The organism is Pseudoalteromonas sp. Z1A8 (assembly GCF_011378855.1).
GTDB lineage: Bacteria > Pseudomonadota > Gammaproteobacteria > Enterobacterales > Alteromonadaceae > Pseudoalteromonas.
This window is the reverse complement of the sequence record NZ_WTLB01000002.1, coordinates 170,144-197,056: the sequence shown is the minus strand read 5'-3', so window position 1 is coordinate 197,056 and position 26,913 is coordinate 170,144. Positions and strand designations below refer to the sequence as shown.

Genomic DNA, 26,913 nt, shown 5'->3' with positions numbered 1-26,913 from the left:
AATCAAAAGATGATAAGGGTATTGTGAAGCAACCAAAAGATCGGTCAACCGATCAAAAATACCTTAACTGATCGGTGTTAGCTGAAATAGCGGCTTTTTTATGTCTACTATATTGCTAGGTACTAAACTTTGAACGTAAGTAATAAATCGTTTACCCTACGCGAACCTTCAACAAGCTCAGCTGCTCCCGTTGCCACATTAAAGCTTAAGCTTAAGTTTTCATCACCAAAGTCTTTAATTTGCGAAACATTATTACTAATGTCGTTACTAACCATTTGTTGCTCTTCTGCAGCCGATGATATTTGTATTGCCAAATCAGATATTTCACTGATTTGGATAAAAATACCCTCAAGTTCAACTTGGGTTTTATCGGTTGTCAGCACACAATTATCGGCTTGTGCTTTAGTGCTTTGCATTACTTTAGACCAGCTAAATAACGTATCTTGTATTTCTTTAATAGAACTGTGGATTTGTGTTGTCGCATTTTGAGTACGAGACGAAAGAGTTCTTACTTCATCGGCGACTACAGCAAAGCCTCGCCCATGCTCTCCCGCTCTAGCTGCTTCTATCGCTGCATTAAGGGCAAGTAAGTTAGTTTGATCGGCAATTCCTTCTATTTCACTCATTACCTTACCAATTTTATCGGCTTCAGAGGCTAAGCTGGTGGCTGTGGTTGCAGCCTCTTCTACTTGAAAAGCTAAATCAGATACCATTTTACTATTATCGGCAATATGCTCTTTTATTTCAGAGCAGCTTTGATGGGTGTTATTTACTTTATCAGCTGTTTGAGAAGTATTTACTGATATTTCCCCAATGGTCGAACTCATTTGGGTCATCGCGGATGCAATTTGCTCTAAACGTTCACCTTGTGAAGAAATACCTTTTTCAGTAAGCGTTGATTGTTTATCTAGATGCGTAGCGATGCCATTAAAGCTTAATGTAGAGTCTTTCATACGGCCAAGAACAGTACGCAATTTTGCACTTAGCATTTGCTCTCTATAATCACTTACACTGTGGGGTGTGTGGCCGCTGTAAATATAACGAGAGACTGAATCAGCTGTTGCTTTTTGATCGCGCAATATTTTGGGAGTAACAATGAGTTCGTCATAATTTAGCACAATAACCAAAGCGCAAATAAATAGGCTAATTGCAGCTATTGTAATTGAGCCCGTAACAGCGATAAAAATTAGCCAAAGTAATAGGCATATAAAAGTAATACTTTGTCTTATTGTGGTGTGTTCTCGCAGATTAAATAATGATTTGTTGGTATTTATTTTGTTGTAAAGAGTTTGTGCGCGTTGTTTAAGCTGTGAGCTAGCTTTAGTTCTTACTGATTGGTAACCAATGAGCTGACCATGTTCAAATATAGGGGTTACAAATGCATCTACCCAGTAATAGCGACCATCTTTACAGCGGTTTTTAACCATACCGCGCCAAGAGTGTTCTTGCTTTAGTGTTGTCCACATTTCTTTAAAAGCAGCTTTTGGCATGTCAGGGTGACGAACAATATTATGATGCTGACCGATAAGTTCTTGTGCACTATATCCGGCTACAGAGCAAAACTCTTGATTGACGTACGTTATTACACCTTTAAGATCGGTAGTAGAAACAAGCTCTTGTGACTCATCAAAGTATACTTCTTCATTTTTTAAGCTTTTATCATTGCGCATTATATTTACTACCATCCTTTATTGTTGGAGCCATTATATTGGTTACAACATACAAAGCAAAAAATAGCGTATGTCCTTTTGTACTCATAAGGTAAATAATTGCTTTTATTGATCTAGATCAATTTTAAATATTGGGTAGCTAAGTTGAACTCATTTTGAATAAGTTCCGGTCTGTTAGTTTAGGCTTGTTTTTTATGTATTTAATTTATACTTAAATACGCATTTAAAGCATTTGTATAATGCTCCGAGCAATGGCAATATTACCACTTTATATACTGACGTTGGTCATATCAAGCTCATATAAAGTGGGTAATAATTATTAATTTTGAAAAATTATATTGTTCTTAGCAATTTATACCAATTGCATTAAATAAGTGATCTATTACAGCGCTAATAAAATAGCACAATAACAAGGCGAAATTATGCATGTAGTTGTTCTATATGAGTAATTTTTAACGCAGTGAGTGTGCTATTAAATAGGATAGAATGATCATATTTTCAATAAAATTGGTATTAATCTTGAGTCTAAGTAATTAGCCCCCATAACCTTATGATTAAGCCACGTGGCCCGAGGAAAGATTTTTTGACAACACATGATTTAGCTAACGCACTTGAAGCGTTATCAGTAAATGAGCACCAACATGCAGTTAAAGGCATTAAACGTGGCATAGAGCGAGAGTCGCTAAGAATACAAGATAATGGTGCAATATCACCTCAAGGTCATCCTAAAGGTGTAGGCAGTGCGTTAACTAACGGCCATATCACAACTGATTTTTCTGAGTCTTTACTTGAATTTATTACTCCAGTTAGTGAATCGTCAACACAAACGCTAAAGCAATTAAAAGACCTTCAAAAGTTCACTCTAGAAAAAATGGGCGATGAACTACTTTGGCCTATTAGTATGCCGTGCTTTATTGAACATCAAGATGATATTGTTTTAGCTCAATTTGGTAGTTCTAATACTGGTCAAATGAAAACACTATACCGTGAAGGATTAAAAAATCGCTACGGTAGTATGATGCAAGCAATTGCAGGCGTTCACTTTAATATTTCATTCCCGGATACGCTTTGGCAGTCGCTTCATTCGTTACAAAAAAGCAATGCAAGCCTTCAAGATTTTATTTCAGAAGGTTACTTATCGCTTATTCGTAATTTTAAACGCGAATTATGGCTAATAAGCTATATGTTTGGTGCATCACCAGCATTATGTAACTCATTTTTACAAGGTCGAAAAACAGACTTACCATTTAAAAAACTAGGTAAAGGAACGCTTTATTTAGAAGTGGGTACTGCATTACGACTAGGTAATTTAGGTTATACAAATAGCGCTCAGTCGTCATTACGCGTAATGTATAACTCGTTAGATGAATATGTAGCGGGCCTTAAAAAAGCAATCAACACACCATCAGAAATTTATGGTGATCTTGATGACTACAAGAGTGAAAACCCTAAACAGTTAAATAAAAATATTCTGCAGATTGAAAACGAATTTTATTCGCCAATCCGCCCTAAACGTAATGCTAAAAGCGGTGAAACACCAACTGACGCACTACTTCGCGCAGGTATTGAATACGTAGAAATTCGTGCATTAGATGTTAACCCGTTTAGTGAAGTCGGTATTGATATTGAGCAAATTCACTTTTTAGATGTGTTTTTAACGTATTGTTTATTGAAAGATTCAGCTCCAATGGATTGGAAAGATTCAGCTCCAATGGATTGGAAAGAACAAGCACGTAGTACTGAAAACCTCGACACAGTAGTAAACCAAGGTCGAGAAAAAGGGCTTATGCTTAACTTTAATAACACACAACGTAGTCTTCAATCGTGGGGTGATGAAATATTTACTCAACTTACTGATGTCGCTAAATGGATGGATAATGCTTATGGTGTTAACTATTACTCAGATACTATAAAGCGCATGGCAACGTGGATACATAATCCAGAACTTACTTACTCTGGACGTTACGTATCACAATTAAAAGAGTCTGGTTTAGACAACGGCCACTTTGCACTAGCATTGGCTAGTAAATATAAGCAGAGCCACGCAGACACTGACTACAGCGAGTTTTTAAAGCCTTGGCTGGAACAACAAGTTATTGAGTCTAACGAAGCACAAGCTGCAATTGAGCAAGCAGATACCCAGTCATTCACCGCATTTTTAGATGCGTATTTTGACGGTAAATAACCTTGGTATTTAGCAAAATTTAAGCAAAAAAAACGCAGCCTAAGTTGGCTGCGTAAATATATTCAGGGATGAATTAATGCTGTACTGCTGCATTCATTGAGTCAGACCCACACTTTTTAAAAAAGTTCTGTGAGATCTTAGAAAAATGAAAAAAAATGCAATTATCCTATCTCTCGCCATTACTTTAGCTGGTTGTGCTACAGCGCCTCCAAAGCAACCTAACGATTTATGTAAAATTTTTGAAGAAAAGCCCGATTGGTATTTCGACGCAAAAGATGCACAAGAAAAGTGGGGTTCTCCAAAGCATGTACTCATGAGTATGATGTACCAAGAAAGCTCATTTAGACATGATGCAGCTCCACCTATGGAGTACTTTTTATGGATAATACCTACCGGTCGCGCAAGTGATGCCTATGGTTACTCGCAAGCTAAAACACCAACGTGGTCTGATTATATTCGTGAAACTGGTAACAACGGTGCTGATAGAGACGACTTTGACGATGCAATCGACTTTATGGCGTGGTTTGTTTATAAAACCCATAAAGTAAATAAAATATCTAAATGGGATGCTTACGCACAATATCTTAACTACCATGAAGGCTGGGGAGGATATAAGCGTGGCACGTACAAAAAGAAAAAGTGGTTAATGGGTGTCGCAAACAAAGTTAAACACAGAGCGAGCCGTTATGGCGCGCAATTAAAGCGCTGTGAAGACGAGCTTGATAAAGGTTGGTTTGAACGTCTAATATTTGGCTAGATAGTTATTAATGGATATAAAAAGGAGCCAATTGGCTCCTTTTTACTTAGTGAGAACTAGCGAGAACGCTTATTAGGCTGTATCTTCACTTGTTTTATCATGTTCTCTTTTACTTCGAGTACTTCAATAGGGTATCCCGCAATACGTAAACTAATATTTGCATCGGGAATATCTTCTAAGTATTCAACAATTAAACCGCTTAGAGTTTTAGGCCCATCGAGTGGGAAATCCCAACCCATTTCTTTATTTAAATCGCGTACGTTAGCGCCACCATCCACAATACATGAGCCATCAGTTTGTGTTTCTACTTCTTCGCTCGGTGTACGAGTTTGCGTGGTTGTAAAATCGCCAACCACTTCTTCTAAAATATCTTCTAAAGTTACTAACCCTTGTATATCACCGTACTCATCAACTACTAAACCAATACGCTCTTTAGATTGCTGAAATTTTAACAGCTGAGTATTTAGTGATGTGCCTTCAGGGATAAAGTAAATTTCGCGTACAGCGCGCAGCAAAGAGGGTTTATCAAATTGCTCTTTTGTAAGCAGACGAAGTGCATCACGAGAGTGAATAAAGCCTACTGCATCATCTATATTATCACGATACAACAACACTCGAGTATGCTGAGCATGGGTAAGCTGGCGACTAATTAGTTTCCAGTCGTCGTTAATATCAATCGCCACAATTTCGTTTCGTGGGATCATAATATCTTCAACAGTTACCTGCTCTAAATCTAAAATGGAGGTCAGCATGCTTTGATGGCGAGCAGGAATAAGTGCACCTGACTCATTGAGTACTGTTTTTAATTCTTCTTTACTCATGCTGTGTTCGTCGATTTGTGCGGCACTAATACCAAATAATCGTAGTATGCCGTTGGTCATCCAGTTAATAATTACGACTAAAGGGAACATTATTTTAAGTAGCCCTTTAAGTATTACTGAGCTTGGAAAGGCTACTTTTTCAGGATAGAGGGCAGCAAGGGTTTTAGGGGTAACTTCAGCAAATATAAGCACGACTAAAGTTAGCACCCCCGTTGCAATTGCAATACCGAGGTCGCCATAAAGGCGAATACCTATAATGGTTGCAACTTGGGCTGCAGCTATATTGACAAGATTGTTACCGATTAGGATTAAACCGATGAGCCTATCTGGACGGCTAAGTAATTTACTGACTCGTTTAGCTGCACGATGATCCTCTTTAGCGAGGTGTCGCAGGCGTATACGATTGATTGACATAATTCCGGTTTCTGAACCAGAAAAATAAGCAGAAAAAAGCACCAAAAAACCTAAAATGATAAATAGGGTACTTGTCGATATGTCGTCCAACGATGGATCCTTTTCTTATAAATCAATGCGTATTAAGCTAGAGTGAGCAAGCAGAGTCAAGTTAAAACTTATTTAGTATCACTTCTTGTATGAAACGGCTGCCAAAATAAGCGAGTGTGAGGACAAATGCAGCGACCATGATTGTAATAACCACCGGTTTACCGCGCCAACCCTTTTTCATATGACCAATAGCAACAACAGCAAAAATAGCCCACGCAACTAACGATAATATTGTTTTATGAATGAACTCTTTAGCGAACATTCCATCAAGAAATACAAACCCTGAAAGTAATGCTAACGTGAGTAATACAGTGCCCAAATTAAGAAGTTGGTAAAGCTGGCGCTCAACAACCATTAAAGGCGGAAGGTGACTGTGTACAATGGCTAAATCTTTACGTTTTAAACGTTTATCAATAAAGTAAAACTGTACACCGTATAAAGTAGCGATAATTAAAATACAGTAGGCTAACAAAGAAAGAGAGATGTGCGTTACCAAGCCAACGTCAATATTAATACTTTGCAATAAAATATGATGAGGAATAAATAAACTGGCAATTGTTAATAAAGCACCAAAGCCATAAACAACGGGTAATAATAAGGTAGCCGGAAACTTTAAAGACACGGCTGTGACAGATACAACAATCACCCAGCAGGTTAGTAAAGCGACATTTACGATACTTAAATCTTGACCGTCGGCTCTAAAAACAGAGTTAACTAACAGCAGCATGTGCGCCACTATAGCAACCGTGCTTAAAATAACGGTTACTTTTTGGCTAGGGCCTTGTTGATGAAACAGGCGTGAAAGCACGTGAGACGTTGCTAACACATAAAATAAACTGGCAATAATAGTTAAACTAATAATCAGCATTGTGCTTGGGCCACTTAATTTGAGACAAAATAATCCTTGTTGTTATATAGCCATTGTATTTTATAGCAAAGCAAATGCATAGACCTTAAAAAAAGAAACTCAACAAGGTACACTTGAACACTATATTGTAAGACGCCATATACGGTATACTACTTTTAATTGAAACTTAATAAGTCAATCTAGGTTAATTGTAAATCAAATTAACCGTAAATTTAAATGGATTGATATAAACGTCTTATCGGAACCGTTACATGTTTGAGAACCTCCAAGAACGATTAGGTAAAACCTTAAAAAATATCAGTGGCCGTGGCCGTCTGACTGAAGACAACATAAAAGACACACTTCGCGAAGTGCGTATGGCATTTTTAGAAGCCGATGTGGCATTGCCTGTTGTTCGCGAGTTTGTAAAACAAGTTAAAGAACGTGCAGTTGGGGTTGAAGTTACAAAAAGCTTAAGCCCAGGCCAAGTATTTATAAAAATAGTGCGTGAAGAGCTAGAAAAAGCAATGGGTGAAGCTAATGAAGAGCTAAGCCTTAATGCGCAACCGCCAGCCGTTGTAATGGTAGCGGGTCTACAAGGTGCGGGTAAAACCACCAGTGTAGCTAAGCTTGCTAAGTTTTTAAAAGAGCGAAAAAAGAAATCAGTACTTGTAGTAAGTGCCGATGTTTATCGCCCTGCGGCTATTAAACAGCTAGAAACGCTTGCAGCAGAAGTTGATGTTAATTTCTTCCCAAGTGATATTTCACAAAAGCCAGTTGATATTGCAACCGCTGCAATTTCACATGCTAAAAAGAAATTTATAGATGTAGTGCTAGTTGATACTGCTGGTCGTCTACATGTTGATAGCAACATGATGGATGAAATTAAAGATCTTCATAAAGCAATCAATCCAATTGAAACCTTGTTCGTTGTTGATGCAATGACAGGTCAAGATGCGGCGAATACAGCCAAAGCATTCGACGAAGCATTACCACTTACCGGTGTTATATTAACAAAAACCGATGGTGATGCGCGTGGTGGTGCTGCTTTATCTATTCGTCACATCACTGGCAAGCCTATTAAGTTTATGGGTGTGGGTGAGCGCACTGACGCACTTGAACCTTTCCACCCAGACCGTATAGCGTCGCGTATTTTAGGCATGGGTGACGTACTTTCATTAATCGAAGAAGTCGAGATGAAAGTAGATAAAGAGCAAGCTGCTCGAGTTGCTGAAAAAGTATTTAAAGGCGCAGGTTTTACTCTTGATGACTTTGCTGACCAATTAAAGCAAATGAAAAGCATGGGTGGCATGATGTCAATGCTCGATAAGCTCCCTGGTATGTCTAACTTACCAGATGCTGTTAAAGGTCAAATGGGTGATAAAACATTTATCCAAATGGAAGCTATTATTAGCTCAATGACCAAAAAAGAGCGCGCACGCCCAGAAATCATTAAAGGTTCGCGTAAAAAACGCATCGCAGCAGGCTCTGGTACACAAGTACAAGAGATTAATAAGTTGCTTAAGCAGTTTACGCAAATGCAAAAAATGATGAAAAAGATGAAAGGTAAAGGCGGCATGACTAAAATGATGCGCGGTATGAAAGGCATGTTACCACCTGGAATGATGGGCGGCGGCGGTCCTAAATTTTAAAAAGTACCATTAAGTTACTTTTTAAAATAATAGCGAATCATATTTAAAGGAGCAAATAGCTCCTTTTTTGTTGAATAAATTATGCATGTAATGCACCTTTAACCTTGATTTGTCGTTGAGATCACGGTTTAACCTACTAAACTGCCTTTTTGCTTCACTTCTTACTTGCGTTATTGCCAAAAACTCGTACAATTCCCCAGCTCCCCATTCTGGGGAGTAAATCTTATTAATGAAAACAGTCAATCTTTATAGAGGACGGTATGGTAACTATTCGTTTGCAACGTGGTGGCGCTAAAAAACGCCCTTTCTATCAAATTGTGGTTGCGGATAGCCGTTTCTCGCGTGACGGTCGCTTCATCGAGAAAGTAGGCTTTTTTAACCCAATTGCTTCAGGTCAAGAAGAAAAAATTCGTTTAGATTTACCACGTGTTGAACACTGGGTAGGTCAGGGCGCATCTCTTTCAGATCGCGTAGCTAAGTTAGTAAAAGACGCTCGTAAAGCGGCTTAATAGGCGTAAGTGTAACCATGAGTCAAGAGAACACCTCATCAATAATTGTCGTAGGAAAGCTCGGTGCCCCATATGGTATAAAGGGCTGGCTTAAGGTACATTCATTTACTGATGATCCCGTAGGGATCTTCGATTTCAGCCCGTGGTTGATAGGGCAGCAAGGTAAATGGCAGTCCTTAGAAGTGGTCGACTGGCGTCGCCACAACAAAGGCTTTATCGCTAAATTTGCGCAGGTAAACGACCGAGACGAAGCAATGGCTTATACCCATGCTGAAATCTCAATGGATTCAGCGCATTTACCAGAACTCCCGCAAGGTGAGTTTTATTGGCGAGATCTCATTGGCATGTCTGTTGTAACCGATAAAGGTTATAGCTTAGGCATTGTTGATGACCTGATGGAGACAGGATCAAATGACGTACTGGTTGTGAAAGCAAACAGTAAAGATGCATTTGGTCAAGCTGAGCGTTTAATTCCTTTTTTAACTGATTCAGTTATTAAAGACGTTAAATACGACGCAAGAGAAATTACCGTAGACTGGGATCCTGGTTTTTAATGACGCAAACTAGTTCATTATGGGTAGGGGTGATAAGCCTTTTTCCAGACATGTTTGACGCTATTACAGACCAAGGTGTTACCGGTCGCGCAGTAAAAAGTGGCTTAATTGATTTTAACTGCTGGAATCCGCGAGACTACGCTTTAGATAAGCATAGAACCGTAGATGACCGTCCTTACGGGGGCGGACCGGGTATGTTAATGATGGTTGAGCCATTAAAAAAAGCGATTGCCGAAGCTAAAAAAGCAGCTGGTGATGGTGCTAAAGTAATTTATATGTCCCCGCAAGGGCGCAAACTTGATCAGCAAGGCGCTAGCGAACTCGCTAGCTCTAAAAAACTGATTTTGATTGCCGGTCGCTATGAAGGTATAGATGAGAGAATAATAGAATCATACGTTGATGAAGAATGGTCAATTGGTGATTTTATTTTGAGTGGTGGTGAACTACCTGCCATGACATTAATTGACGCAGTAGCGCGATTAGTGCCGGGTGTGTTAGGTCATAATCAGTCAGCAGAACAAGATTCGTTTTCGGATGGCTTGTTAGATTGTCCACACTATACACGACCAGAAACATTGGACGACAAACTGGTTCCTGCTGTATTACTCAGTGGTAACCACCAAGAGATAGCAAAATGGCGGCTTATGCAGTCATTAGGCAGAACTTGGTTACGACGTCCTGACTTGTTGCATAACCTAGCTCTGACTGAGGAGCAAGCGGTATTACTCGCGAAATTTCAGCAAGAGTACCAAAAAGCTTGTGGCTAGAAGACAGTTACACCTAGGAAAGTGAGAAACATAATGGCAAAAGTAAACCAAAATATTATTAAAGCGCTTGAAGATGAGCAGCTTAAAACAGACGTACCTGCATTCGGCCCTGGTGATACAGTGGTTGTACAGGTAAAAGTAAAAGAAGGTGCTAAAGAGCGTCTACAGGCCTTTGAAGGTGTTGTAATCGCTAAGCGTAATCGTGGTCTTCACTCAGCATTCACAGTTCGTAAAATCTCGAACGGTGAAGGCGTTGAGCGTGTATTCCAAACGCACAGCCCTCTTATTGATAGCGTAACAGTTAAGCGTCGCGGTGCAGTTCGCCGTGCTAAGCTTTACTATCTACGTGAGCGTTCTGGTAAATCTGCACGTATTAGAGAAAAACTTAACTAATACGCGCTGTTTATCAACGCAAAAAACGGGTTGCATCCTTCGGGTTGCAACCCGTTTTGGTTTTAGAATATTATTTTCTCAAATCTCAAATCTCAAATCTCAAATCTCAAATCTCAAATCTCAAATCTCAAATCTCAACCCCTCATCAGTAAAATTTCCGCTTTAGCCTTTTCTCAGTTAGCTGATCCTGTTAGTATTTATCGTATTGATTAGTTTACTTTTATGTAAATTTATATTTACGTTATTTGGTTTTTTAAGGTGGTATGAACGTGGCTGACATAAATGATTTAGCACAGCTAAGAGAAGGTATAGATGAATGTGACGCGCAACTTGTCGCCTTACTTGCTAAACGTAATGGTATTACGCAAAAAATTGGTGAGATAAAACAACAAACAGGCGCGCCTTTACATGCACCGGATCGTGAAGCAGAGTTATTAGCAGCAAGACGACAAGAAGCAATAAATCAAAATGTAAGCCCAGATCTCGTTGAAGACATACTTAGACGCATGATGCGAGAAGCATATCAAAACCAACAAGCAAAACTTGCATGCGCAGCGCCAGAGCTTTCGCCAATTGTTATTGTGGGTGGGCAAGGTGCCATGGGGCAGTTATTTGCACAGCAGTTTATTCGCTCAGGTTACGACGTTAAAATTTTAGATAAAGAGCAGCAAAACGATGCGAAAAGTATTTTAAAAGGTGCCAAGCTGGTAATGATTAGCGTACCTATTAATGCATTAGACGCAGTAGTTACTAAACTACCTAAACTAGATGATGACTGTTTACTCGTCGATATTACATCGGTAAAGCAATCGCCTATTAAAGCACTAAAAGCTGTGCATAGCGGCCCCGTTGTTGGTTTACACCCTATGTTTGGGCCTGATATATCACATTGGGTAAAACAAACAGTCGTTGTATGTGAAGGGCGAGAGCACCAAGCAGCAAAAGGCTTATTACAGCAGTTACAAGTATGGGGTTGCCAGCTTGTTGAGCTTGAAGCTAAGAAGCACGACGAAGCAATGCAAATTATTCAGGTAATGCGTCACTTAACGACATTTGTATACGGGCAGTTTTTAGCAAAACAAAGTCATACGTTAGAAGAGCTGCGTAGTTGTTCGTCACCTATATATCAATTAGAGTTAATGATGGTAGGACGTTTGTTTGCACAGTCGCCTGAGCTGTACTCGGATATTATGCTTGCACAATTTGATGATGTAGAGAACTTACTTGCACAATACCAAGATACCTTTGCAAGTACATTAGCTAAATTAAAAGCGGGAGATAAAGCCGCGCTAATTGATTCTTTTGCTGATGCTAAAATGTATTTTTCTGACTCTACAGAACACTTCTTAACGCAAAGTAGAAGCTTATTAAACAAAGCCAATGATTCAAAGGTTTTAGACTAATAGTTGCTAAATAACTAAAAAAGGGCCGATATCGGCCCTTTTTTAGTTATAAAATCTTTATTAAGTATTAACGCTTACAGCCTGTAATGATTCGCTTTGGTAGCATCCTAAAATACGTACATATTGAGTGTGCTCTTTGAGTTCTTCTAACGCTTCTTTTACCTGTTTATCAGCTAAGTTTGCTTCAAGATCTACATAAAACACTTCTTCCCACGGATTACCCGGAGTTGGGCGCGACTCAAGTTTTACTAAATTAATCTTATGCTGTTTAAAAATCATTAACGCATCGGCTAGTGAGCCCGCTTGCTGTTTTGTCGACATGATCAAACTAGTTTTAGTTGGAATTTGGTTAGACACTTGTAGAGGCTTACGTGCAACGACAATAAAGCGGCTATGGTTTTCGCTTTGATTAGCTAGGTTTGATTTAATAACCTCAAGCCCTACGTTCTTTCCTGCTTGTGCAGAGCCAATTGCTGCACTATTTGGTGTGCTTAATGCCGATTGTAGTGCACTTGACGTTGAGTCACATGTTTCGTGTTGTAAGTCACCTAAGCCTTGTAAGAAACGGCTACACTGTGCAAATGGTTGTGGGTGTGCAAATATTTTTGTTAGTTGGCTAAGTTCCGTTTCAGGGTTTGCGAGTAAACAATGCTCTACACTGTGAGTCACTTCTCCAACAATAGACACTTGCGCGTGCTGTAATAAGTCAAACACCTCGTTAATACTACCAGAGCTAGTATTTTCAATTGGGAGTAAACCAAAGTCAGCTTGTCCGTTTTCTACTTTACCTGTTATTTCGTCAAACGATGTACAGCCAATTTCAACTAACTTACCAGGGCGACGGCTAAAGTATTTGTGACATGCTAGCTGGCTATAAGAACCCTGACCACCCAAGTAAGTTACACGATGTGTTTCACTGAGCGCATCTGGGTTAAGATTTTTTTGTAACATTGCTTGTTGGTGTAAAACAGAGTCTTCTAAAATAGTTTGAAAAACATTGTTTACGTAATAAGCATCTAAACCAAGCGATTTACCATAACCAATTAATTTTTCTAAAAGAGCGAGTTCACGTGCTTCATCGCGTATGGGCTTGTTATTGGCAATTTTGTATTCAACCACACCGTGGCTAATGCGTCGGCGTTTAGCTAATAACACGAGTAAGTCTGAATCTATTTCATTTATGTCGTGTCTTAGGGCATTTAATACATCATTTGTCATTTTGGTATCCTCATTCCAAAAGTAAGCTGTTATTACACAGCAAAAACAAAAAAGCCTCCCGGTTGGGAGGCTTTACTATTCGATTGATTTTATCTCACAAACAGGGAAGCCTCTTCTATATAAAGAAGCTAAAAAACGAAAAAAAAGTGCGAGAGATAAATATGTTCATGCGGTTAATGTATGGAGAGTTGCTAACAATGTCAATAACGATACGGCGCTAAATAAGTCCAGAACGCTATTTATTTGATCATAATTAGTTTTTAGTGATATTTAACAAATAATTTATAAATATGAAGTCAGATCTGATATATTTCGTTAACTGGTTCAAATAATAACAATTATTAATAATTAAGGTTGACCCGTGGTTTACAGACGCCCTCCATCGCGTTTTGGATTAAATTCTTTAAGTGTAAAACTTTCACTGCTTATATCTGCTATTTGTTTAATAGCAGGGGTATGTGCGGCTGCCTTAATGCTTAAATCTGAAGAGAAACAACTTGTATTTGAAGAACACGAGGTATTAAAAAGTTCGACAGATTTATTAGTAAAACAATTTAATGAGCGTATTAAAACAAAAATAAATATTGCCCAGCAAGCTAATAACGTAGTGACAGAGCAGATTTTTCAATCAAATTCACCAATTAATTTAAACAATAAATCACAGTTACAGTTTAATAGCGACGGCACAATTCGAAGTGCCTCTGCCGACGGATTATCTGCCGCATTTTTACCACAGCAAAATTACTCTCCTTTTTACAAACGCCTGTTTAATGATTCTGAAATGTTGTGGCGTATAATTTCTCCGACTCTGGTACATGACTTTTTTAATTTTTATTTAATAACAGATGATGATTTTATTCGTGTTTCTCCACCAAATTGGGCATTAAATGCACCTGCTGACTTTAGAGTAACGAATGGGTCAACTTATAAATCTATTAAAAGTACATTAAGGTCAGAGCGAGAGCCTGCATGGTCAAAAGTTTATTATGATAACGTTTGGCGCAAGTGGGTTATAAGCTTGCTTGTGCCGGTTTATGTTGATAATGAGTTTTTAGGTGTGACGGGGAGCGATATTTCTCTCAATAAACTTATTTCGTTTTTACCTGTTGGTGATAAAGAAAAACACCTACTTGTGTTTGATAGTAAAGGGCAATTATTAGCGCATCCGAGTCTAAACCCAGCTTTGTTAGCTGATTACGGTAGTGACAATAAAGCGCTTGCCACTAACGAATTTGTAAACTCAGAACTGCAGTCGATTATTGACGATGTAATTACGGTTAAGTTACCTGAATATGCAAATTCATTTGAACAAAATGATGAAGCTCATATTATTAATATTCGTAAGATTGATGATTTAGATTGGTATATAGGGGTTTATAAAAAACGTTCATCTACGTTATCTGCGTTACAAGATTTAAAACTGAAGTTTTTTGGACTCTTTATTTTATATGCGGTACTCGTTGCTTTGTTGCTGCATCAGGCGCTTTATCAACTAGTACTTCGCCGTTTACATACTTTAGTTTATGCAGTAACAAGCTTTGGTAAAGGTCAATTAACAACAGAGTTTCCGCCAGAAAACAAAGATGAGATTGGTACCCTTAATGGCTCATTTAGAGACATGACGGTAGAAATCCGTAAACTTATTGATGGCTTAAACCAAAGAATTACAGAAAAAGAAATTGCTGAAAAAGCAGCAAATCGTTTATCTAAAGCGGTCGCGTTCTCGGGTAGCGGTGTTGTGATCACCGATGAAAACTTTATCATTGAGTACGTAAACCCCAAAATGCTCGAAATGACAGGTTACCCAGAAAGTCATTTTAATCGAGCGCCATTACTTAATATTATTGCCTCAGAGATGTCTATTTTAGTTGAAGATATAGACATAGATTTACGAAGCCGTAATTACTGGCGAGGCGACACGTTAATTGCTGGCTTAAATAAAGAACCAATTTGGGTGTCTTTAAGTGTTTCGCCAATTCGTGAAGAGGGCGGTGAAATAACCAGTTATGTAGCATCGGCGCAAGATATTTCGTTTGTTAAAGAAAGCCAACGTAAAATGGAACAACTCGCTTACTTTGACACACTTACAGGCCTTGCCAACAGAACGTTCTTTAGAATGCAATTGCGAAAATCAATGGCATTGGCGGAACGCGGACATTATGCATTTGCATTGTTTTACTTTGATTTAGACGAATTTAAACGTATTAACGATACATTAGGCCACGATGCTGGCGATCAATTATTAATTGAAGTGGCAAACAGACTTAAAAAACGTTTACGAGCCGAGGACACCATAGCGCGCTTAGGTGGTGATGAATTTGCAGTATTGCTTAGTGGTATAGAAAGCCAAGAGCATGCGACAGAGGTTGCTAACACCATTCAAAAAACGCTAAATGTACCGATAAAGCTAGGTAGTAATGAAGTTATAGTGAGCGCTAGTATTGGTATAACTATGGCTCCGTACGATAGCCTAGAGGAAGATCAGTTACTCAAACATGCCGATTTAGCAATGTATGAAGCTAAAGCAAAAGGGCGTAATACATTCCATTTTTATAGCCAAGAATTGAACACCGCCGCAAATGAGCGTTTATTTATTGAAAATGAGCTGCGTATAGGGCTCAAAGAAAAGCAGTTTGTAGTTTACTACCAACCTCAAGTCGACAGTCGTACTCATCAGGTCGTTGGCTACGAAGCGTTATTAAGATGGTTCCACCCAACTGAAGGCGCAATACCTCCAGATAAGTTTATCCCTATTGCAGAGGCAACAGGCCTTATAGTTGAATTAGGCGAATGGGTGCTTCAAGAGTCTTGTGATTTTGCCGTAAGATTAACAAAGCAAGGTCTAGAAAATAATATATCGATAAACTTATCGGCTCGCCAGTTTAAAGACTCAAACTTAGTCTCAACGCTGAGCAAAATGATAATTAGGTCGGGTGTTTCAGCTAAGCGACTTCATTTAGAGCTGACCGAGAGCATGTTAATGGGTAATGTAGAAGCTGCTATTACTCAACTTCACGAACTTAAGGCGTTAGGTATATCAATTTCGATTGATGACTTTGGTACAGGCTACTCGTCACTTAGTTACCTAAAACGATTCCCGGTCGATATATTGAAAATTGACCGTTCATTTGTTAAAGATATCCCCGATGATACAAATGATATGGAAATTACTGCCGCTATTATTGCCATGGCGCAAAAGTTAAAGCTCGATGTGGTCGCTGAAGGGGTTGAGACAATAGAACAAATGCAATTTTTACAAAATAATAATTGCTTCATTGTACAAGGCTATTACTTTAGTAAGCCAATTGCTGAACACGACTTACCAAAACTGTATGAAAGGTTAAGTGAGCTTTCAAATAGCGAAGTGGATAGTTAATAAAATTGCGGGTTAACCACCCGCAATTTTCACTTTAAACTTCAACGCTTCTAAAATGGCTTTTAATTTATCTCGGTCATCGCCTTGTACTTCTATAATGCCTTCTTTTACTGCGCCGCCTTGGCCCATTTTGCTTTTTATAGTTTTAGCTAACTTTTTTAAATCGTGATCTTTTGGATCAATGCCCACAACGAGCATTACGCCTTTGCCTTTACGCCCTTTTGTTTGGCGTTCAATACGAATAAAACCATCTTTAAAAATCTTAGCGTCTAACTCTTTTTCTGGTTTTGGCTGGTCAATGCGACCAGTACTTGTTGAATATACTAAGTGACTATCACTCATATCTTGCCTTTATGGATGAAAATGAATTAAATACTGACGTAAATGATAGCAAATTTGAAGTTGTGTGTTTTTCTTTTTGCTAAATACTTTTAACAGGTTATATTTAGTTCAAAGGAAATATTATTGGAGTTTACTATGAGTTTAACTAAGAATGAATCAGTCGATGGCACTACATTAACAATACAAATTAAAGGTAAGTTTGACTTTAATTTAGTGCAATCCTTTCGCCAAGCTTATGCTCAAATGAGCGAAAAAACAGTAAAGGTTATTATCGATTTACGAGAGACTGACTACATGGATAGTTCAGCATTGGGTATGTTACTCAACATGAAAAAAACCATTGATAGCCAAGTGAAAACCATCGAAATAAGCAATTGCCAACCTCAGCTTAGAAAAATACTACAAATTTCACGTTTTGATAAAAAGTTTGATATTAGCTAATGATACATGTGTTGATTGTTGACGACCAGGCGCTCAATCGCATTTTACTAAGTAAAATGCTTGAGCAAGAGGGCTATAAAATATCTGTGGCTTATAACGGGCTAGATGCACTTAATGTACTTAAAAGAGAGCAAATAGACGTTGTTCTACTCGATGTTTTAATGCCAGTAATGGATGGTTTTGAGGCCGCTGAAAAAATAAAGCAGCTGTATAGCGAAGTTTACTTACCTATTATTTTTATTACCTCTTTAGAAGATCAAGCAAGTTTTGAGCGCTGCCTTGCAGTAGGCGGCGATGACTTTATTCATAAACCATTTGAAAAAGTTATTCTGCATGCAAAAATTAAAGCACATATCCGCACCAGAGAGCTGAGTAAAAAAGCCAATCAACAAAAAAAATTGCTTGAATATCATCATAATCAAATTGAACGTGAACACGAAATAATTGAACATATTTTTAATAATTCGCTAGAAAACCAAGGTAAATTTAAAGAGTATCTCGACTTTAATTTATCACCTGCCTCTATGTTTAACGGCGATATGTTTTTAGTAGCCCAAAGCCCGATAGGTAATTTGTATTGCATGCTGGGGGACTTTACTGGCCACGGCCTAGCAGCAGCAATTGGCGCATTACCGGTTTCTCGTGTGTTTTACACTATGGTACAAAAGGGCATGGCGGTTAACGATATTGCCTGTGAGCTAAATACACTATTGTACAACTTATTACCTGGGCATATGTTTTGTGCTGCGACCATTATAGAGCTTAGTGCATCAGGTAAAAGTGTTTCTGCATGGATGGGCGGCCTGCCAGATGCCTACCTAATAGATAAAGACGGTAATGTAAAACAAACATTAGAATCACAGCATATGGCGCTGGGGATTTTAGATGAACAAGAATTTGAATATGAAGTTATTCATTTTGAAACAAATAGTAATACCCGCCTTGTATTAGCAACCGACGGAATTATAGAAACAGCAAACAAAGAAGATATATTTTTTGGGGAAGAGCGTTTTTTGCAAACCTTAAAAAGTAAGTCGATGATTAGTAGTGAAGATATAGTGGCTAACGTTACTGAGTTTGCAGATGGTACTAAACAACAAGACGATTTAAGCATTGTTTTACTAAACTGCCTGCCTTTAGTTCCTGAGGAGCAAGAGCGAGAAGCATTTTCTACTTTAGCTTTTAATTTATCTTTGAGTTTAAACTCAGAGCAAATAAAAAAAACAGACCCCGTTTACGACGTCGTTAATATTTTGAGCAGTGTTGAGGGATTAAATGCTCATCGTTCTAATATATTTTTACTGTTGTCTGAGGCTTATAACAATGCGCTTGATCATGGTTTGTTAGGGCTTAACTCCGAAATTAAAAAACAAGAAGATGGTTTTTTTCGATATTACGAATTAAGAGAAGCAGCTCTGGCTAAACTTACCGATGCCATGATTATTATTGATATGCGCTATTGCCCCGACACACTCAGTTTATATTTTATTATTTGTGATTCAGGCCGAGGGTTTAGTAATAAGCAAGATGAGTTGTCAAAGGTTAATAATGAATTTGGCAGAGGCGTGTCTTTATTAGAAGAAATAGCCGAAAAAGTTACTTATAACGCCAGTGGTAACCAAGTTGAAATGTGCTACAAGTTGAGCTAGCTCTGTAAAAATATCCATGCTATTATTCTCGAAACTTTAGATGTATGGATGGCCAAATGATTTCTTCTTACCTAAAACAAGCACAATTAAGTGCTAATCCTACTTTGATTGCAACAGAGCTTGAAAAGCTTGATCTGCATCTTACAAACTCAACTTTACCTGATGTGCGTTGGGAGTATCAAATACCTGAGCTTGGCGAGGGCGGAGCGTGTAGTTTATTTGGTTACTTACAAGATGAGCCATTCAAATTAACTGACTATCTTAAAGGTGATGAGCAAACACAACTTAAGTTAGCTAATTTACAAAGTATTGTAAGCTACATCGAACAGCAAACAGGCGTTGATTGGTATGGTATTTATCAATCAACTAATACAAGTGAAGGTAAGCAACTGTTAAAATTAGCTTATCATGGTGCGCCTAGTCGCCCGTTGTTTCCTTTAACGCAAGCATTTGCAGCAGGGAGTAATAACGTACAAGTTGCGCTATCTCATCAAGGTCGCATTATTAATAACGTTGAAGCGTATTTATCACAAGGTGGTGAATACTACACATGCGATCCTAAAGTTAAATCAGAAACCTGCCTACCTTTATTTAATGCACAAAATGAATGTGTTGGTATTGTAGATGCAGAAGCCTTTAAAAATGATTTTTTTGATGAAAAGACACTTGCCGTTTTAATTGCATGTTGTATTAAAATTCCTCACTTTCTAGTGTAAATAACGCTAGTCAATATGATGTGCTTTTATGTTAAGCTTAGCTTAACAGCTAACCCCTAAATAACGATAAGAGATAGCCAATGTTCTCAGTATTAAAACCATTACCAACAGATCCTATTCTTGGCCTTATGGCGGCCTATAAACAAGATACAAACCCTAATAAAATTGATTTAGGTGTAGGTGTCTACAAAGATGAGCAAGGCAATACACCGATTCTTAAAGCGGTTAAAAAAGCTGAAGCGTTTCGTCTTGAAAACGAAATGAGCAAATCTTACATTGGTTTAGCGGGTAATTTAGATTACTGCCAAAAAATGGAGCAGTTACTATTAGGTGAGCATCAAGTATTACTAGCTAACCGCGTACGTACCGCGCAAGCTCCTGGTGGTACGGGTGCACTTCGTGTTGCAGCTGAATTTATTAAGCGTTGTAATACAGACGCGACTGTTTGGGTAACTAACCCAACATGGGCTAACCATATTAGCTTGTTTGAAGCTGCAGGCTTAACAGTAAAAGAATACCCATATTACGATTACGAAAATAAAGATTTATTGTTTGATGAAATGATCAACACACTTAAACAAGTGCCTAAAGGTGATGTGGTTTTACTGCATGCATGTTGTCATAACCCAAGCGGTATGGATTTAAACGAAACACAGTGGAACACGGTTGCCGAACTGGCAAAAGAAGTTGGCTTTACACCACTTGTTGATATTGCATACCAAGGCTTTGGCGCTTCACTTGAAGAAGATGCACGTGGCTTACGTATTTTAGCCGATGCAGTAGAAGAGCTAATTATTTGTTCTTCATGTTCTAAAAACTTTGGCTTATACCGCGAGCGTATTGGTGCATGTTCACTAATTGCAAAAGACAGCGCAACAGCAGATATTTCAAACTCTGTAATGCTAAGCGTTGTGCGTAGTATTTACTCAATGCCGCCAGCGCATGGTGCTGACATTGTTAATACTATTTTAAGCAGTACAGAGCTTACACAATTGTGGCACTCTGAGCTTGATGAAATGCGTAGTCGTATAAATGGCTTACGTAGCTTAATTAAAGAAAGCTTAGCAACTAAAGATATTGCTCAAGACTTCTCATTTATTGAACGCCAAAACGGTATGTTTTCTTTCTTAGGTATTAATAAAGAGCAAATTGCTCGCCTACAAAAAGAATACGGCATTTACATAGTTGGCTCTAGCCGCGTAAATGTTGCAGGTGTTAGTCATTCAAATATTGAATACTTTTCAAATGCTGTAGCTGACGTTTGTAAATAAACGCAGTTAATAAAAAAACCGCACATCAGTACTAATGATGTGCGGTTTTTTATTATCTAAATTTAAACAATCAGCAGCAACCTTTAACCGATAGCAGGAATAAGTCCCGCCATTTGCATAAACTGCGCAGCAATAATAGTGATGCCACATATAGCTGCTATACCAAGCCCAACATTCCCACTTTTAACTTGGTAACCTGTTTTATTTGATGTTGTACGCTGTTTATAAACCATTGCTACAGGCAAAAATATTGCCAGTACAACAAGTGCTATTGCTGCGTAACCTAAGGCCATAATAAAGCCCTGAGGATAAAACAATGCAAAGCCAAGTGGCGGAATAAACGTAATTAAAGCCGTTTTAATTCGGTCTGTTTTATTGTCACCCTTTTTAAATGCATCAGCAAAAAAATCAAATAACCCTAAGCTCACCCCTAAAAATGATGTCGCAAGTGCTAAATCAGCAAATAACTTAACGGCCGTTGCCACACTTGGGTTATGCGCAATACTAGCCACGCTAGATACAAACCCATTAAGACCTTCGCTGTTGAGTAAATCAGTTTGACTCATAATACCTTGGCTAAGTAGTTGCCAAAAAATATAAATAACTAAAGGTAGGGCGGCTCCAGCAATCATTACTTTGCGCAGTACTTTTATTTCTACACCAACATATTTAACAATAGAAGGGATAGAGCCATGAAAACCAAACGAAGTAAATATAACCGGTATAGCCGAAAGGATTAATCCTTGCTCTACGGGCATCTCTAATAAGTGCTTACCTTGTACATAAGGGGTAAGCATGTAAAACAAACTAACTAATACAATAATTTTTATTGTAAATAACACTCTATTTAGTTTATCTACCTTGCTAGTGCCTAGTGTTACCACACTTGCAATAATAACAGCGAGGATCACAGAGCCAAACTGTGGGGCTATATCTACATCAAAGCCTATATTTATACGCGCTTGAAGTTGTGCACCACCACCTGCAATATAAGCAGCGCATAAAGCATAAAATAAAAAAATCATCGAAAAATTCGCGATGTATTGTCCGCGCTTTCCAAGCCATAATTTAGCCAATGTATTTAATGTTGCATCGCGTGGTGCATATTGGTGTAGCTCTAACATGAGTAGTGCGGTGTAGGTCATTAGTAACCAGCTAGCAATTATTAATGCAAGTGCAGTACTAAACCCAAGCCCGGCAGATGCAATTGGCAATGCCAACATACCCGCACCAATAGTGGTGCCTGCAACAATTAACATGCTTCCAGTTGTTTTATTTTTAAGCACTTAATTACCTTAATTATTATTAATATTGATGCACCATATAACTAGTTACTCAAATCTCAAATAGTTTTGTAATAAAAGAGCATTATTAAAATGTAACTTACAATTTACAACTGTATTTATTAAGGGCTTTAGCGTTTAAAAAGTACTAAAACACGGTGGTGAGCGTATAATTTATTCTTTGTTTTATTCATTCATATAAAGCGTAGGGATGGCACGTGCCAGTTAGAGTATCGTATTTTTTAATGGTTCTTATATGGTCTACTACACCACTGGGTATAGTGTGGAGTAGTGACACTGTATCGCCAACACTTGCAGTGTTAATGCGGATGCTGGTGGGGTTATTGTTGGGCGGCTTAATTGTTGCTATTACAAATATTAGAGTGCCTTGGAGCAAAAATGCATGCTTACTTTATTTTTATTCGAGTATAGGTATTTTTGGCGGTATGTTGTTGAGCTATATGGCAGCTAAAACAGTCCCTTCTGGTATTATTTCGCTTATGTTTGGCCTTGCACCTATTTTTTCGGGGTTACTTGCTCAGCAGTTATTAAATGAGCCTAAATTTAGCCCGATTAAATTAATTGCGTTAGCGTGCGCCTTAATAGGCTTATATTTTGTTAGCTATAACCAAGTACAAAACTCGCAAACTCAGGGGCTCGGGTTACTTTATGTGTTTATGGCGGTCTGCTTTTTTAGTTTAAGTGGTGTGATGATTAAGCGTGTACAGATTGCGATTCATCCAATGGCCACAACATTTGGTGCATTGGTTTTTGTAACTCCACTCTTTTTTATTGCGTGGTGGTTATTAGATGGTGAATTACATATACAAAACTGGAGTGCAAAATCATTATGGGCAATTGGTTATCTAGGAATATTTGGATCTTTAGTAGGGGCCTTGGCATATTTTCATGTACTGCAAAACCTTAATGCAAGTACGGTATCGCTTACTACTCTTATAACTCCTAGCTTTGCGCTAGGTTTGGGAGCTTGGCTAAACAATGAGTCACTAAGCCAAGAGTTAATAATTGGTGCGGTTATTATTTTAATTAGTCTAGGTTTTTTTCAATTTGGTGATAAATTTTTAAAGCGAAAAAAAGTAAACACAAATTAGCTTTACTACATTTTTTCTATTTGAATAATTAAACGACGGTTTTTGTCTCGGCTTAAAATGTTATCGTTATTATCAACAAAGCGTTTTTCACCTAAACCGGTTGTTTGTACTTTGGCTTCATCAACACCTAAGCTCACCATATAATCTTTTATAGTTTTGGCGCGCTTGCGCGATAAATCTAAGTTATTCCAGCGTCCGCCATAGCTATCGGTGTATGAGTCAATACTAATGGACTCTATGCTTGAATCATTTTTTAAATACTCAGCAATTTTATCAAGACGTTGTTGCGACGATTTAGTTAATTTACTGCTGTTAGATTGATAGTTCATTACAGTAAACGAAATATCTTCAAAGCTGTAAGGGAGTAGCTCATCCCGGCATTGTAAAAAAGCCCAGTAAGCTTGTTTAAAGTTTACGCTCGATATACCAACGGCAATTTTATCGGCACTGTTTTGCCAGTCTTGATAATAAAAAGTAGGGTAGTAGCCTTTTTCAAGCTCGGTAAGCATTTCCCATGCGGTTTTATTGCCTAGCTCGCCATCAAACTTTTTAAGTAATTTCATGTTTGCAATATCGCGAGCGGGCAATCCTGCACGCCATGTAGGTGGCACTGCTTTTAAACCTGCAATTGCGTAGTTATCTGGGCGTACAACCATATCTAAATTAAATGTTAAGTTTTTATTTTTACTTGCTGAAGCTTTAAAAATAGCTTCGCCGTAATAAGGAACTTCATGATTTAATTGGCATTGTAAGCGCGTTGTTTTAACGACTTCCCAGTTGGAGTTGTCTTGGGTTGCTGTGTATTGGCGCATAGCGGCTTGCGAGTGAGTACTGTAAAGCACCGCACTTATACTAAGGCTAATAAATAACAACTTATACTTCATGGTGCTCTCCAGCTATCCGGGAATGCCAATAATTTGGCAAATTAACGACTGCAATGATTAGTTTATTCTCTACGTAACTAACTTATAAGTTAAAGCAAGTTATGTGCCTACAATTTTAAAGCAATAAATACTTAAATCCCCTAGCCTAGGGGGCATCAATTTTGACATAATAGTCAGCTTACACGTATAAACAAAGAAGACTATGGCAAATACTGAGCAAACACCTTTCGCAAAACGCTTTCGTGGATTTTTTCCTGTTGTTATTGATGTTGAAACTGCAGGTTTTAACAAAGAAACAGACGCCTTACTAGAAATAGCAGCCTCTGTTTTAAAAATGGATGACGAAGGATTGCTCAGCATAGATCATACTGTTCATTTTCATGTTCAGCCATTCGAAGGCGCTAATATAGAACAAGCCGCCATCGACTTTAATGGTATAGACCCGTTTTCACCATTACGTGGCGCAGTACCTGAAGATGAAGTAATTAAAGAAATATGTAAAGTAGTACGCAAAGCGCAAAAGGCTGCTGGGTGCCAACGCTCAGTTATTGTGGCGCATAATGCCGCATTCGATCATGGCTTTTTAAATGCAGCAATAGAGCGTAATAACATTAAGCGTACGCCATTTCACCCGTTTGTAAGCTTCGATACAACGTCTTTAGCAGGTTTAGCGTTAGGGCAAACTGTATTAGCAAAAGCATGTAGAGCGGCTGGTATCGAGTTTGATAACAGCCAAGCGCATTCAGCGCTTTACGACACAGAACGTACAGCTGAGCTTTATTGTTTAATAGTAAACCGCTGGCAGCAATTAGGTGGTTGGCCATTAGCGCCGCTAGATGATTGCGACGCTGAAACTGAAACTGAAACTGAAACAAAAAATGACGAAGACGCTAAAACGTCTGAGTAATTTTACCCTCAGTTAGCTTAACTAGGTGGGGCGGGTAAATACGCGAAAATTGTTTAGAATCTTTCGCTATTTTAAGCTCCACACCAGGGTGCATTAATTCATTTACTTTTAAACGGCTACTGGCAAGTAATTGCACTATTTTTTGCTTAATAAGTAGTTTTTGACGATGAATATGCGCAGAGCGTATTTTTATATGCTTTTCATTTTCAGTTATTTTATTCATGAATTGCTGGCGCTGAGCAGCCCCCGCAATTTTACTCGCTTTTTCACGAGCCTGTTGTAAAGCGGTTACTTTAGTCGCAAGTACTTTTTCAAAATCGGTGATTTGTATTTGCTTTTGGCGAAGCTCAAACCAGAGCTGCGCTAAAAATACGCGTGTTTTAGTACCGGCTGGCGCGCCTAGTTCACCCGTTTCAATGCGCATAGCATCTAAAATATTACCGCCAATAATTTTACCTCGCGGGTCATTTGCTTTGCCTACACGTATTAATCGCCTAGCACTTAAATCACAATGCAGAGCTTGGCGTTCAATAAATAAATCTTGTTCGGATTTAATGTTGCAGTACTGGGCATAACCAATCGAAATAGTTCGCTGAGCGGTTATACAGCACGTAAATGCTTCCTCGCCTTCACGTTTTCGGCCAATTGCGCCAAGCATTATGGTTACCGCACTTTTACTTTCAACAGTTCCTGATTCTACAAAACCAAGTACCGTAATATCACCGTTGGCTTTTACACGCATGCCGTCTTTAATATCACCAGTAATAATTACGCTACCATCAAAATCAACATGGCCTGTACTTACATCTACGTTATCAAAGCATAAAACGTCATCTACACGCATACCACGGGGTAGGGCAACGGGCACACCTTTGCAGTCGGCAATAAGCATATTAGGATTATTAGGATCTACTTTTGTACCTTCGAAAGGCTGGAGTTGGTGATCTTTACCTGGTTTTGCACTAATTGAATCGCCAAATACCGTATAGCCTTCTTCTCCAGGTGTAGCTGCAATACGCTGCATTAAGGGAGTGCCAGGTTTTACGGTGATAATAGCGCCAAGGTTTTTCATATCAACCTTACCGCCTTCTTTAGCTTGTGGGCTAAGTACTCGGTCTTGAGCTGTTGAGCATAAACGTACAAATTTGGCATCGCTGCCTTCTTTTGGATTGCGCCCATGTGCAATTATGGCACTGTAAGAGCTTCCTGCTGGTTGCTCAAACTGCTGGCCCAAAAAGGTATCAAGCGCACGAGGACTTATTCCTTTTTTAACACCTGCATCAGCAAGTGCTTTTTGCGCGCCTTCCATAGACAAAAGTGCGCCACCTTTAGCGGTAGTTAATGTTGCTTCTGCGACCATGTTTTTTTCATCAATATTAATGATAAGCGACGCACCTACAGCTCTAGCAACGACAAGCGATACTTCCTGATAATTTTTAGTTGGCGCAAAAAGCTTTCCAATATTGGCAATGACAGCTTCGTACTCACTAAACTCAGATTGCTCTAGCATTTGCGTTAACTGAGTACTTGTAACAGGAAAACCACTATCAATAGGGTGACTTTCTAAAGAGACAAACCCTGTACTTTTATCAAATGAAAAAACCGACATTTATTAATTCCCTACTCTATGCCTGTTATTATTTTTATTTTTT

The 26,913-nt window shown here is 38.5% G+C and carries 23 protein-coding genes and 1 other annotated feature; of the genes, 15 read left to right on the top strand and 8 right to left on the bottom strand.

Going from position 1 to position 26,913, the window contains the following annotated elements; translation table 11 throughout:
- Positions 1-122: 122 nt before the first annotated feature.
- Positions 123-1,670 carry a PAS domain-containing methyl-accepting chemotaxis protein gene (locus tag GQR55_RS01810; protein WP_166419227.1) on the bottom strand — a complete coding sequence of 516 codons (1,548 nt, stop codon included), beginning with the start codon at positions 1,668-1,670 and terminating at the stop codon, positions 123-125.
- Positions 1,671-2,253: 583 nt separating this feature from the next.
- On the opposite strand from GQR55_RS01810, the gene gshA reads away from it, so the two are divergent.
- Both gshA and GQR55_RS01800 read left to right on the top strand, forming a co-directional pair.
- Entirely contained in the window at positions 2,254-3,855 is a 1,602-nt protein-coding gene (gene gshA / locus GQR55_RS01805) for a glutamate--cysteine ligase (protein ID WP_166419226.1), read from the top strand.
- Between the two features lie 145 nt (positions 3,856-4,000).
- Positions 4,001-4,612, top strand: a complete 612-nt coding sequence (locus GQR55_RS01800; RefSeq protein WP_166419225.1) for a hypothetical protein — start codon at positions 4,001-4,003, stop codon at positions 4,610-4,612.
- A gap of 56 nt (positions 4,613-4,668) precedes the next feature.
- Here the strand turns inward: GQR55_RS01800 and GQR55_RS01795 are convergent, their stop codons facing one another.
- Together GQR55_RS01795 and ccsA are read right to left on the bottom strand one after the other, a co-directional pair.
- On the bottom strand, positions 4,669-5,937 hold the full coding sequence (locus tag GQR55_RS01795) for a CNNM domain-containing protein (RefSeq protein WP_166419224.1): 1,269 nt from the start codon (positions 5,935-5,937) through the stop codon (positions 4,669-4,671).
- A 61-nt stretch (positions 5,938-5,998) separates the two neighbouring features.
- The gene (gene ccsA, locus GQR55_RS01790; protein ID WP_166419223.1) at positions 5,999-6,805 is read right to left on the bottom strand and encodes a cytochrome c biogenesis protein CcsA; all 807 of its coding nucleotides are present in this window, start codon (positions 6,803-6,805) and stop codon (positions 5,999-6,001) included.
- Positions 6,806-7,056: 251 nt separating this feature from the next.
- On the opposite strand from ccsA, the gene ffh reads away from it, so the two are divergent.
- From ffh to tyrA, 6 genes are all read left to right on the top strand, one after another.
- On the top strand, positions 7,057-8,436 hold the full coding sequence (ffh, locus tag GQR55_RS01785) for a signal recognition particle protein (RefSeq protein ID WP_166419222.1): 1,380 nt from the start codon (positions 7,057-7,059) through the stop codon (positions 8,434-8,436).
- A 260-nt stretch (positions 8,437-8,696) separates the two neighbouring features.
- Positions 8,697-8,945, top strand: a complete 249-nt coding sequence (gene rpsP, locus GQR55_RS01780) for a 30S ribosomal protein S16 (RefSeq protein WP_002962192.1) — start codon at positions 8,697-8,699, stop codon at positions 8,943-8,945.
- A 17-nt stretch (positions 8,946-8,962) separates the two neighbouring features.
- Entirely contained in the window at positions 8,963-9,499 is a 537-nt protein-coding gene (gene rimM, locus GQR55_RS01775) for a ribosome maturation factor RimM (RefSeq protein ID WP_166419221.1), read from the top strand.
- The gene (gene trmD, locus GQR55_RS01770; RefSeq protein WP_166419220.1) at positions 9,499-10,266 is read left to right on the top strand and encodes a tRNA (guanosine(37)-N1)-methyltransferase TrmD; all 768 of its coding nucleotides are present in this window, start codon (positions 9,499-9,501) and stop codon (positions 10,264-10,266) included. Before rimM ends, trmD begins: the two co-directional genes overlap by 1 nt.
- 33 nt (positions 10,267-10,299) lie before the next feature.
- Positions 10,300-10,659 carry a 50S ribosomal protein L19 gene (gene rplS, locus GQR55_RS01765; RefSeq protein ID WP_007581406.1) on the top strand — a complete coding sequence of 120 codons (360 nt, stop codon included), beginning with the start codon at positions 10,300-10,302 and terminating at the stop codon, positions 10,657-10,659.
- A gap of 269 nt (positions 10,660-10,928) precedes the next feature.
- Positions 10,929-12,062, top strand: coding sequence for a bifunctional chorismate mutase/prephenate dehydrogenase (gene tyrA / locus GQR55_RS01760; protein ID WP_166419219.1), 1,134 nt, complete (start codon positions 10,929-10,931; stop codon positions 12,060-12,062).
- A gap of 60 nt (positions 12,063-12,122) precedes the next feature.
- Here tyrA and GQR55_RS01755 read toward each other — a convergent pair whose 3' ends face one another.
- Entirely contained in the window at positions 12,123-13,280 is a 1,158-nt protein-coding gene (locus tag GQR55_RS01755) for a chorismate mutase (protein WP_166419218.1), read from the bottom strand.
- 44 nt (positions 13,281-13,324) lie between these two features.
- Positions 13,325-13,442, bottom strand: a sequence feature (Phe leader region).
- A 199-nt stretch (positions 13,443-13,641) separates the two neighbouring features.
- Between GQR55_RS01755 and GQR55_RS01750 the strand changes: the two genes are divergently transcribed.
- Positions 13,642-16,656, top strand: coding sequence for an EAL domain-containing protein (locus GQR55_RS01750; protein ID WP_166419217.1), 3,015 nt, complete (start codon positions 13,642-13,644; stop codon positions 16,654-16,656).
- 12 nt (positions 16,657-16,668) lie between these two features.
- Here the strand turns inward: GQR55_RS01750 and GQR55_RS01745 are convergent, their stop codons facing one another.
- Positions 16,669-16,998: a stress response translation initiation inhibitor YciH gene (locus tag GQR55_RS01745; RefSeq protein WP_166419216.1), complete on the bottom strand. Its 330-nt coding sequence runs from the start codon at positions 16,996-16,998 to the stop codon at positions 16,669-16,671.
- 135 nt (positions 16,999-17,133) lie between these two features.
- Here GQR55_RS01745 and GQR55_RS01740 point away from each other — a divergent pair, with 135 nt between their 5' ends.
- The 4 genes from GQR55_RS01740 to GQR55_RS01725 all read left to right on the top strand — a co-directional run bounded on the left by GQR55_RS01740 (position 17,134) and on the right by GQR55_RS01725 (position 21,075).
- Positions 17,134-17,439: an STAS domain-containing protein gene (locus GQR55_RS01740; protein WP_002962948.1), complete on the top strand. Its 306-nt coding sequence runs from the start codon at positions 17,134-17,136 to the stop codon at positions 17,437-17,439.
- On the top strand, positions 17,439-19,088 hold the full coding sequence (locus tag GQR55_RS01735; RefSeq protein WP_166419215.1) for a SpoIIE family protein phosphatase: 1,650 nt from the start codon (positions 17,439-17,441) through the stop codon (positions 19,086-19,088). The genes GQR55_RS01740 and GQR55_RS01735 overlap by 1 nt, the downstream gene beginning before the upstream one ends.
- A 56-nt stretch (positions 19,089-19,144) precedes the next feature.
- Complete coding sequence (locus GQR55_RS01730; RefSeq protein ID WP_166419214.1) at positions 19,145-19,804, top strand: GAF domain-containing protein; 660 nt, start codon at positions 19,145-19,147, stop codon at positions 19,802-19,804.
- A gap of 80 nt (positions 19,805-19,884) precedes the next feature.
- Complete coding sequence (locus tag GQR55_RS01725; RefSeq protein ID WP_166419213.1) at positions 19,885-21,075, top strand: amino acid aminotransferase; 1,191 nt, start codon at positions 19,885-19,887, stop codon at positions 21,073-21,075.
- Between the two features lie 83 nt (positions 21,076-21,158).
- Here the strand turns inward: GQR55_RS01725 and tyrP are convergent, their stop codons facing one another.
- On the bottom strand, positions 21,159-22,361 hold the full coding sequence (gene tyrP / locus GQR55_RS01720; protein WP_166419212.1) for a tyrosine transporter TyrP: 1,203 nt from the start codon (positions 22,359-22,361) through the stop codon (positions 21,159-21,161).
- Between the two features lie 215 nt (positions 22,362-22,576).
- Here tyrP and GQR55_RS01715 point away from each other — a divergent pair, with 215 nt between their 5' ends.
- The gene (locus tag GQR55_RS01715) at positions 22,577-23,470 is read left to right on the top strand and encodes a DMT family transporter (protein ID WP_166419211.1); all 894 of its coding nucleotides are present in this window, start codon (positions 22,577-22,579) and stop codon (positions 23,468-23,470) included.
- Positions 23,471-23,475: 5 nt separating this feature from the next.
- Here the strand turns inward: GQR55_RS01715 and GQR55_RS01710 are convergent, their stop codons facing one another.
- On the bottom strand, positions 23,476-24,354 hold the full coding sequence (locus tag GQR55_RS01710) for an OmpA family protein (protein WP_166419210.1): 879 nt from the start codon (positions 24,352-24,354) through the stop codon (positions 23,476-23,478).
- A gap of 202 nt (positions 24,355-24,556) precedes the next feature.
- Between GQR55_RS01710 and rnt the strand changes: the two genes are divergently transcribed.
- Entirely contained in the window at positions 24,557-25,261 is a 705-nt protein-coding gene (gene rnt / locus GQR55_RS01705) for a ribonuclease T (protein ID WP_165729160.1), read from the top strand.
- Here rnt and GQR55_RS01700 read toward each other — a convergent pair.
- Positions 25,245-26,870, bottom strand: coding sequence for a FapA family protein (locus tag GQR55_RS01700; protein ID WP_166419209.1), 1,626 nt, complete (start codon positions 26,868-26,870; stop codon positions 25,245-25,247). The genes rnt and GQR55_RS01700 overlap by 17 nt on opposite strands.
- Positions 26,871-26,913 lie beyond the last annotated feature (43 nt).